This is a genomic window from Aminobacter sp. P4_D5, from assembly GCF_056401815.1.
In genome coordinates, this window is sequence record NZ_JBFUIP010000300.1 from 1 (window position 1) to 3,713 (window position 3,713).

Genomic DNA, 3,713 nt, shown 5'->3' on the forward strand with positions numbered 1-3,713 from the left:
GGATTGATCGGCATCGACCTGCAGACGGGCCAGGCGCGCCTTGCCTTCGGCATTCCCGACCTGCTCGACGGTGTCGAAGTGACGACGCTTGCGGTGGCGCTGTTTGCCGTTGGCGAAGCGCTGAGCGTCGCTGCCGGCAAAGGCGGCGAATCGACCATCCAGGCGATCAAGGGTTCGGTATGGATGACGCGCGAGGACTGGCGCCGTTCGTGGAAGCCATGGCTGCGCGGCACCGCAATTGGCTTCCCGATCGGCGCGATGCCGGCCGGCGGCGCCGAAATCGGTACCTTCCTGTCTTATTCGGTCGAAAAGAATCTGGCTGAAAAGCCCGAAGAGTTCGGCAAGGGTGCGATCGAAGGCGTCGCAGGGCCTGAAGCGGCCAACAACGCATCTGCCGCCGGCACGCTGGTGCCGCTGCTGACGCTTGGCCTGCCGACCACGGCGACGGCCGCGATCATGCTTGCCGGCTTCCAGCAGTTCGGCCTGCAGCCGGGACCGCTGCTGTTTGCCACCAACCCGCAACTCGTCTGGGGCCTGATCGCCTCGCTGCTGGTCGCCAACCTGATGCTTCTGGTGCTGAACCTGCCGCTGATCGGCGTGTGGATCAAGCTTTTGACCATCCCGACGCCCTGGCTTTATGCCGGCATCCTGACGTTTGCGACGCTCGGTACCATCGGCGCCAACTCGGCTGTCTTCCAGCTTAATGTTTTCGGCCTGTTCACCTGGCCGATGTCGTTCGAGCTCGGCATGCTTTTGGCGTTCGGCCTGCTCGGCTACGGCTTGCGCCGCTTCGGCTATCCGATTGCGCCTGTGGTGGTTGGGTTGATTCTGGGACCGATGGCCGAGCAGCAGCTGCGCCGCGCGCTGGCCATCAGCCAGGGCGACCCGTCGATCCTCCTGGGATCGCCCATTGCGGTGGTGTTGTTGCTGCTTGCGGCAACCGCGGTGCTGTTGCCGCTCTACCTGCGTGCCCGTGGCCGCGGCAAGGTGCTGGCCCAGCTTGGCGCCAACGAAGACTGAGCTCCGCTCAATCCTGAAACGAAAAAGCCGAGGCCCGGATTTCCGGCCTCGGCTTTTTCTTTGCCTCCTTTAGGGAGGCGGAAACTGTCAGGGACAGAGCGACGGTCAAAATAACCTGCCGCTCCGGAGCACGGCCCACTTGGCCCACGTCTCGGCATACGCCAATGACGTGGGCAGCGGTGTGCGCTCTCTACCCTGAAACAGAAATCTTAGAACCGGCGGATGCGATCGAAGTGGCGCGGGTCGATGCCCAGCATCACCAGATCCTGGTTGTTTGGACGATGACCGTGCTCAACGGCCGCAGCTGCAGCCACGGCGCTACCAAAGGTGCGAACCAGTTGACCAATGCGTCCAAATTGCTTGCGGGGGTTCATCTCGGTGTCCTCTTTTGCGTTGCGTCATGATTTTGTGCAACGCAACAAATATAGGTGCCTCAAAGGAAACCGGTAGGGGTGTTGTCGCATGTTTGCCATGCATCCGCTGCAATGGTCGGCTAAACGCATGGCAGTGGACGCTACTGGCCACAGGACTTGAAAGCCGCGCCGCCTTCGGCTATATCAGCCTCAAATTCTTGGTCGGTATGACGAAGAGTGGGTCCACCCGGTCCCGCTCTTTTTTGTTACCTGCCGACCGTCTGGAGATTCTATGACCGAAAACGCAGTCGAACAGACAGGCGATGACCGCATCATCCGCGAGACCGGCATCGATGCCCGCATCGCCTTGATCGTTCAGCCCGTCCTTCGTGCGATCGGCTTCCGCCTCGTTCGTATCCGCCTGTCGGGGCAGAGCGGGCTGACGCTGCAGATCATGGCCGAGCGCGAAGACGGCACCATGACCGTCCAGGATTGCGAAGAGGTGAGCCGCGCGGTTTCGCCTGCTCTGGATGTCGATGATCCGATCGAAAAGGCGTATCATCTCGAAGTGTCGTCGCCGGGTATCGACCGGCCGCTGGTCCGCAAGTCGGATTTCGGCAACTGGATCGGTCACATCGTCAAGATGGAGACCTCGGTCATGGTTGCCGACCGCAAGCGATTCCGCGGCAAGATCGCCGAGGTCGACGAAGAAGGCATCCTGCTCCAGCGTGACCAGGCGGCCTATGGCGAGGAACCGACCGTGCGCGTGCCTTTCGAGGCGATTTCCGAGGCGCGGCTGATCCTCACCGACGATCTCATTCGCGATGCCCTGAGCAAGGACAATCAGGCGCGCAAGGAAGCACGGAAGCGTCGCGGCGAAGACGAAGATGCGCCCGAAGACGAAGAAACCGAAACGGAAGATTGATAGAGCAGCACGGCTGGACCAGATTCGGCCGAACGCTCCGGGAGAAATACAATGGTTGTAAGCGCCAACAGGCTCGAACTGCTGCAGATCGCCGACGCGGTCGCCCGCGAGAAGTCGATCGACAAGTCGATCGTCATCGCCGCCATGGCCGACGCGATCCAGAAGGCAGCGCGTTCGCGTTATGGCCAAGAGACCAACATCCGCGCCGACATCAATCCCAATACGGGCGAGATGAAGCTGCAGCGCCTGATGGAAGTCGTCGAAAAGGTCGATGACTACGCCATCCAGATCGCGCTGTCTTCGGCACGTGAGCGCAACCCCGACGCCCAGCTTGGCGACTTCATCGCCGAACAGCTGCCGCCGATGGATTTCGGCCGCATCGCCGCCCAGTCGGCCAAGCAGGTCATCGTCCAGAAGGTGCGCGAAGCCGAGCGCGACCGCCAGTATGACGAATACAAGGATCGCATCGGCGAGATCGTCAACGGCACCGTCAAGCGCGTCGAATACGGCAACGTCATCGTCGATCTCGGCCGTGGCGAGGCGATCATCCGCCGCGACGAGCTGATCCCCCGCGAAAACTACAAGTATGGCGACCGCGTCCGCGCTTACGTCTACGACGTGCGTCGCGAACAGCGCGGCCCGCAGATTTTCCTGTCGCGTACCCATCCGCAGTTCATGGCGAAGCTGTTCACCATGGAAGTGCCCGAGATTTACGACGGCATCATCGAGATCAAGTCGGTTGCCCGCGACCCCGGTTCGCGCGCCAAGATCGCCGTCATCTCGCGTGACAGCTCGATCGATCCGGTCGGTGCCTGCGTCGGTATGCGTGGTTCGCGCGTCCAGGCCGTCGTCGGCGAGCTCCAGGGCGAAAAGATCGACATCATTCCGTGGTCGCCTTCGGCCGCTTCCTTCATCGTCAACGCGCTTCAGCCGGCTGAAGTCGCCAAGGTCGTTCTCGACGAAGACGCCGAGCGCATCGAAGTGGTGGTTCCCGACGACCAGCTGTCGCTGGCCATCGGCCGCCGCGGCCAGAACGTGCGTCTGGCTTCGCAGCTGACCGGCTGGGACATCGACATCCTGACCGAGCAGGAAGAGTCGGAACGCCGCCAGAAGGAATTCGTCGAGCGTTCGACGCTGTTCATGGAATCGCTCGACGTCGACGAAATGGTCGGCCAGGTGCTGGCTTCCGAAGGCTTCACCAGCGTTGAGGAAGTGGCCTACGTCGATGCCGACGAAATCGCATCGATCGACGGCTTCGATGAAGACACCGCGTCTGAAATCCAGACCCGCGCTCGCGAATATCTCGGCAAGATCGAGGCCGAACACGACGAGAAGCGCAAGGCGCTCGGCGTGCAGGACGAACTGCGCGAGATCCCCGGCATCACCACGGCAATGCTGGTGGCGCTCGGCAATGA

At 62.0% G+C, this 3,713-nt stretch carries 4 protein-coding genes; 3 read left to right on the forward strand and 1 reads right to left on the reverse strand.

The features are described from left to right. On the forward strand, positions 1-1,020 hold a 1,020-nt coding region (locus tag AC1DWF_RS30905), incomplete at its 5' end, for a tripartite tricarboxylate transporter permease (protein ID WP_476842474.1). Between the two features lie 209 nt (positions 1,021-1,229). Here the strand turns inward: AC1DWF_RS30905 and AC1DWF_RS30910 are convergent. Beyond that, the gene (locus tag AC1DWF_RS30910; protein ID WP_476781587.1) at positions 1,230-1,394 is read right to left on the reverse strand and encodes a hypothetical protein; all 165 of its coding nucleotides are present in this window, start codon (positions 1,392-1,394) and stop codon (positions 1,230-1,232) included. A 271-nt stretch (positions 1,395-1,665) separates the two neighbouring features. Between AC1DWF_RS30910 and rimP the strand changes: the two genes are divergently transcribed. Both rimP and nusA read left to right on the forward strand, forming a co-directional pair. Further along, a complete protein-coding gene (gene rimP / locus AC1DWF_RS30915) occupies positions 1,666-2,298 on the forward strand; it encodes a ribosome maturation factor RimP (RefSeq protein ID WP_476781586.1) in 633 nt (210 codons plus the stop codon). Positions 2,299-2,349: 51 nt separating this feature from the next. After that, positions 2,350-3,713, forward strand: a 1,364-nt coding sequence (gene nusA, locus AC1DWF_RS30920; protein WP_476842475.1) for a transcription termination factor NusA, incomplete at its 3' end; no start/stop codon positions are given.